This is a genomic window from Pseudomonas wayambapalatensis (genome assembly GCF_049942315.1).
Taxonomy (GTDB): domain Bacteria; phylum Pseudomonadota; class Gammaproteobacteria; order Pseudomonadales; family Pseudomonadaceae; genus Aquipseudomonas; species Aquipseudomonas wayambapalatensis.
Genome location: NZ_JBNFMU010000142.1, coordinates 1 through 5,333 on the forward strand (window position 1 = coordinate 1; position 5,333 = coordinate 5,333).

Annotated in this window: 4 protein-coding genes; 1 reads left to right on the forward strand and 3 read right to left on the reverse strand. The window is 64.1% G+C overall.

Features of this window, described 5'->3' with window-relative positions; translation table 11 throughout:
- Positions 1 to 10: 10 nt before the first annotated feature.
- Positions 11 to 514 (forward strand): bifunctional 4-hydroxy-2-oxoglutarate aldolase/2-dehydro-3-deoxy-phosphogluconate aldolase, encoded by a 504-nt coding sequence (eda, locus tag ACPZMI_RS08810; protein ID WP_426352054.1) that lies wholly within the window; start codon positions 11 to 13, stop codon positions 512 to 514.
- A 147-nt stretch (positions 515 to 661) separates the two neighbouring features.
- Here the strand turns inward: eda and leuA are convergent, their stop codons facing one another.
- The 3 genes from leuA to xseA all read right to left on the reverse strand — a co-directional run bounded on the left by leuA (position 662) and on the right by xseA (position 4,932).
- The gene (gene leuA / locus ACPZMI_RS08815) at positions 662 to 2,335 is read right to left on the reverse strand and encodes a 2-isopropylmalate synthase (protein WP_411383869.1); all 1,674 of its coding nucleotides are present in this window, start codon (positions 2,333 to 2,335) and stop codon (positions 662 to 664) included.
- A gap of 386 nt (positions 2,336 to 2,721) precedes the next feature.
- Positions 2,722 to 3,549 carry a peptidoglycan DD-metalloendopeptidase family protein gene (locus ACPZMI_RS08820; protein WP_426352055.1) on the reverse strand — a complete coding sequence of 276 codons (828 nt, stop codon included), beginning with the start codon at positions 3,547 to 3,549 and terminating at the stop codon, positions 2,722 to 2,724.
- A 3-nt stretch (positions 3,550 to 3,552) separates the two neighbouring features.
- Entirely contained in the window at positions 3,553 to 4,932 is a 1,380-nt protein-coding gene (gene xseA, locus ACPZMI_RS08825; protein ID WP_186667979.1) for an exodeoxyribonuclease VII large subunit, read from the reverse strand.
- Positions 4,933 to 5,333 lie beyond the last annotated feature (401 nt).

Consider the following 5,333-nt stretch of genomic DNA (forward strand, 5'->3'; position numbering starts at 1 on the left):
ATCCTAGAATGTGACTGGATTGCAGGCGTGTGCTCTTCCAGTCTTCCAGTTGCTGCGGGAGCGGCTTCCTGAATTGTTTATCGGTGCCGACACCGTGCTCGATCCTGCGATGTTCGCGGCCGTGGAAGCGGCGGGGGCGCAGTTCGTGGTGACGCCGGGGATTACCCGCGAAGTGCTCGAGGCTGGTGTGCAGAGTGATATTCCGCTGCTGCCGGGCATCAGCACGCCGTCGGAAATCATGGCGGGCTACGCGCTGGGCTATCGTCGCTTCAAGCTGTTCCCCGCCGAGATCGTTGGCGGCGTGGCGGCGATCAAGGCCTACGGCGGCCCGTTCGGCGATATCCGCTTCTGCCCGACCGGCGGGGTGAACCCGGCCAACGCGCGCAACTACATGGCATTGCCGAATGTGATGTGCGTAGGCGGGACCTGGATGCTTGATAGCAGCTGGATCAAGAACGGTGACTGGGCGCGGATCGAAGCTTGCAGCGCCGAGGCGATGGCGCTGCTGGACTGATACGAATTTCGTTGTGTGCTGTACGGCTTGTGGGGCGCTTGGTCGGCGCCCCTTTTTTTTATGTGCAGGTTTTGCCTCCATCATGGCCCGCCATGAAATGAAAAAGCCCGCATCGACCGATGCGGGCTCCGTGTGCTGCGCGTGCCGTTACGCCGCCTTGGCGGCCTGCTGGCTCAGCGAGCGGTTCAATGCACTGAACAGCGCCTTGAAGCTTGCGGTGGTGATGTTCTCATCGATACCCACGCCATGCACCGGACGACCGCCGGCCACGCGCAATTCGATGTAGGCCGCGGCCTTGGCATTGGTGCCTGCACCGATGGCGTGCTCGTTGTAGTCCATGATCTCGACTGCAATCGGCAGCCCGGCTACCAGGGCTTCGAGGGCGCCGTTGCCCTTGCCGCGCCAGTGCAGGGTGGTCTCGCCTTCACCGGCGACTTCCACTTCCACGGCACTGTTGCCGTTCTCTTCCTGCAGGCGATGGCTGACCAGTGCATAAGGGGCGTTGGCCTGCAGGTACTCTTTGTGCAACAGGCTGTAGATCTGTTGGGCGGTCATTTCCAGGCCGAGACGGTCGGTTTCGCCCTGAACCACCTGGCTGAATTCGATCTGCATGCGGCGCGGCAGGCTGATGCCGTATTCCTGTTCGAGCAGGTAGGTGATACCGCCCTTGCCGGACTGGCTGTTGACGCGGATGACCGCCTCGTAGCTGCGGCCGATGTCGGCCGGGTCGATCGGCAGGTACGGCACTTCCCACAGCTCGCCGTCCTGCTGCTTGGCGAAGCCCTTGCGGATGGCGTCCTGGTGCGAGCCGGAGAAGGCGGTATGCACCAGATCACCGACATACGGATGACGTGGGTGCACCGGCAACTGGTTGCACTCTTCGACGACCTTGCGCACGCCGTCGATGTCGGAGAAGTCCAGTTGTGGGTCGATACCCTGGGTGTAGAGGTTCAGCGCGAGCGTGACCAGGTCGACGTTGCCGGTACGCTCGCCGTTGCCGAACAGGCAGCCTTCGGCGCGGTCGGCGCCAGCCATCAGGCCCAGCTCGGTGGCGGCGATGCCGGTGCCGCGGTCGTTGTGGGTGTGCAGGCTGATGATCACGCTGTCACGGCGGTTGACGTTGCGGCAGAACCATTCGATCTGGTCGGCGTAGACGTTTGGCGTGGCGACTTCCACGGTGGCCGGCAGGTTGAGAATGATCTTGTGCTCGGGGGTCGGATTCCACACCTCGATCACCGCGTCGCACACTTCCTTGGCGAACTCCAGCTCCGTGGCGCTGAAGGTTTCCGGCGAGTACTGGAAGGTCCAGTGCGTTTCCGGCTGCTGGGCGGCGTACTTGACGAACAGCTTGGCTGCGTTCACCGCGATGTCCTTCACGCCTTGCTTGTCCTGGTTGAAGACGATGCGGCGGAACGCCGGGCAGGTGGCGTTGTACAGGTGGACGATGGCCTTCTTCGCGCCACGCAGGGACTCGAAGGTGCGGGCGATCAAGTCTTCACGGGCCTGGGTCAGTACCTGAATGGTGGTGTCGTCCGGGATGTGGCCGTCTTCGATCAGGGTGCGTACGAAGTCGAAGTCAGTCTGCGAGGCAGACGGGAACGACGCCTCGATCTCTTTCACGCCAACCTGCACCAGGGTTTTCCAGAAACGCAGCTTCTTCTCGGCGTCCATCGGCTCGATCAGCGACTGGTTCCCGTCACGCAGGTCGGAGCTGCACCAGATTGGCGCCTGGGTGATGGCCTTCGACGGCCAGGTACGGTCTGGCAGGTCGATGGTCGGGAAGGCGCGGTATTTCTTCGACGGGTCTTTGAGCATGGTCATTTGGAGCGATCCTTTAATGTGCGGCCTGATCGGGCCTGCCAAGCGATAACGAGATGAAGAGGCGAGGCGACGCGGTTCACCCAGGTAGTCGTGCACTGACCAGGCAAAGGCTGCGGTGTTGGCGGAGCAGAATGAGGGTGATCGAGGTTTTCATGCCCTCAACCCTAACCAGTGGGAGTGGGAGATGGCAAGTGTTCGAAAAAAATTGAGAGGAATGCTTAAAAAAAGCTTGTGGGTGAGATTTTATGGCTGTCGTTTGAATGTTATTGATTTTTTATTGTGCCGAGGTTTGTTGCTGCGCAAGGTGATGCGACTGCGGCGCGGCCATCGCGGGACAAGCCCGCTCCCACAGGAAATCCCCGGTGTGAGCGGGCTTGTCACCGATCTCAGGGCTGGAACGCTCCGATGAAGATCGCCGGGTCCACTCGAGCATCGTTCAGGCTGACGTTCCAGTGCATGTGCGGTCCGGTTGCCCGGCCCGTGGAGCCGACCTTGCCGACCACGTCGCCGCGGCGCAGCACCTGCCCCGGTCGCACATCGACCTTGGACATGTGGCAGAACATGCTGATGAAGCCCTGGCCATGGTCGACGAACACCGTGCGGCCATTGAAGAAGTAGTCGCCAACCAGGATCACCTTGCCGTTGGCCGGGGTCTTGATCGGGGTGCCGGCGGGCACGGCGAAGTCCAGCCCGGCGTGGGGGTTGCGCTCCTCGCCATTGAAGAAGCGGCGCACGCCGAACTTGCTCGACAGGGGGCCGTTGACCGGTTTGTCGAGGATCAGGTTGCTCGGCATGCCCGGGCTGAAGCTGCGGTATGCCTTGACCTGCTCGGCCAGCTCGCGGTCGATGCGCTTGAGGTCATCCGGCTCGGGATTGACCTGGCGCTTGTTCTTCAGCGTGATGTGCTGTTCGGGGTATTTCTTGCTGCCCACGCTGAAGGGCAGGGAGCGTGCGCCCTGGGTGAGGGTGGCTGTGCCGGGTTTCTGCGTCAGCGGGATACCGACGATGGCCAGCCAGGTGTCCTGTTCCTTGACCACCAGCACCGGCTTGCCGTCGAAGCGCGCGCTCGGTGCACTGGCGGCGGGGCCGAGGTCGACCACCGCCACGCCACCGGGGACTGGCTTGTTGAGGGTGCGGGTGATGTAGCTGGCCTGGGCCGTGCTGGCCAGCAGCAGGGCGCAGAGTGCGAGCAGGGGGGCAAGCAGACGGGGCATGTGTCAGTCCAGTAGAGAGAGGGTGACCGGAGTCTGGTGGTTGTCTTCGACCCGAACCTGCAGATCGCCTTCGTTCAGGCGCGCGGTCAGGCGCTGGCCGTTGCGGGTCTGGGCGGCGCTGCGGATGGCCTGGCCGCGTTCGTCGAGCAGGATGCTGTAGCCGCGGGCCAGGGTGGCCAGCGGGCTGACCACCTGCAGCGTCTGCAATTGCGCCTGGAAGCGCTGGCGGCGGTCCTTGAGCGTTTCGCGCATGGCCCGCGGCAGGCGCTCGGCGAGGCTGTCCAGGCGCTGTCCGAGCAGCTTGAGGGTGCGCCCGGGATGCTGCGCGGCCAGGCGCGTGTCGAGGCGGCCCAGGCGTTGCTGGCGCTGGCTCATGTCGAGCATGAAGGCGCGGCGCAAGCGCATGTCCAGGTCATCCAGGCGCTGGGCCTGCTGGCGCAGGCGTTCGCCGGGGTGACGCAGGCGACGGGCCAGGCCTTCCAGGCGCAGGCGATCGTGGCTCAGGCGGTGCTGCATGCGCAGTAACAGGCGCCGTTGCAGGCTGTCGAGGCGTTGCTGCAGGCCGCTGTTGTCAGGTGCGAGCAATTCGGCGGCCGCCGAAGGGGTCGGGGCGCGCACGTCGGCGACGAAGTCGCTGATCGACACGTCGGTCTCATGGCCCACCGCACTGACGATGGGGGTCACGCAGGCGGCGATGGCACGTGCGACGGCTTCTTCGTTGAAGCACCAGAGGTCTTCCAGCGAGCCGCCGCCACGGGCCAGGATCAGTGCATCGAAACCAAGGCTGTCGGCCAGTTGCAAGGCGCGGACGATCTGGCCGATGGCTTCGCGTCCTTGTACTGCCGTGGGGACCAGGTTCAGCTCGACTTGCGGTGCACGGCGGGCAAAGACGCTGATGATGTCGCGGATCACCGCGCCGCTTGGCGAGGTGACGATGCCGATGCGGCGCGGGTGAGCCGGCAGCGGCTGCTTGCGTTCGGCACTGAACAGCCCTTCGTTGCCGAGCTTTTCCTTCAGCGCCTCGAAGGCCAGGCGCAAGGCGCCGTCACCGGCGGGCTCGACGGTATCGACGATCAACTGGTAATCGCCGCGCCCCTCGAACAGCGAGACCTTACCGCGTACCTTGACCGCCAGGCCGTCACGCAGGGCCTGGCGGACCCTGGCAGCGTTCTGCCGGAACAATGCACAGCGGATCTGGGCACCGCTGTCCTTGAGGGTGAAGTACAGGTGGCCGGAGGCCGGGCGGGCGAGGTTGGATATCTCGCCTTCCACCCAGACACTGCGGAACACGTCTTCGAGCAGCACACGGGCGCGGCCGTTGAGCTGGCTGACGGTGAGGACCTCGCGGTCCAGGCCGAGTCGTTCGAAAGGGTCTCTGATCATGGCGGGCATGATAATGGGGAGGGTGGGGGGGGTATCAAGGGGCAGAGGGGGTTGGGCGCAGATAGCATCTGGGCGGTCTGTGGCCTGGCTTGGATTCTGCGGCGCTCTTGAGATCGAGCGCCGCCCGCGCGGCGCTTCGCGGGCAAGCCCGCTCCTACAGTTTGTTTCGGGCCAGTGAATCCTGTGGCATTTTCGCGCGCCCCCCTTCGGAGTACAGCGCGACATCGAGTCGTACACACCAGGCGGTCGCGCGCCTATGGCACAGGCATAACTGGCCCGAAACAAACTGTAGGAGCGGGCTTGCCCGCGAAGCGCCGCGCGGGCGGCGCTCGATCTCACAGGCACTAAAAAACTTTCGGCGAGCGCATGGAAAAAACAAATTAAGGGTGGCTTCGTATCGG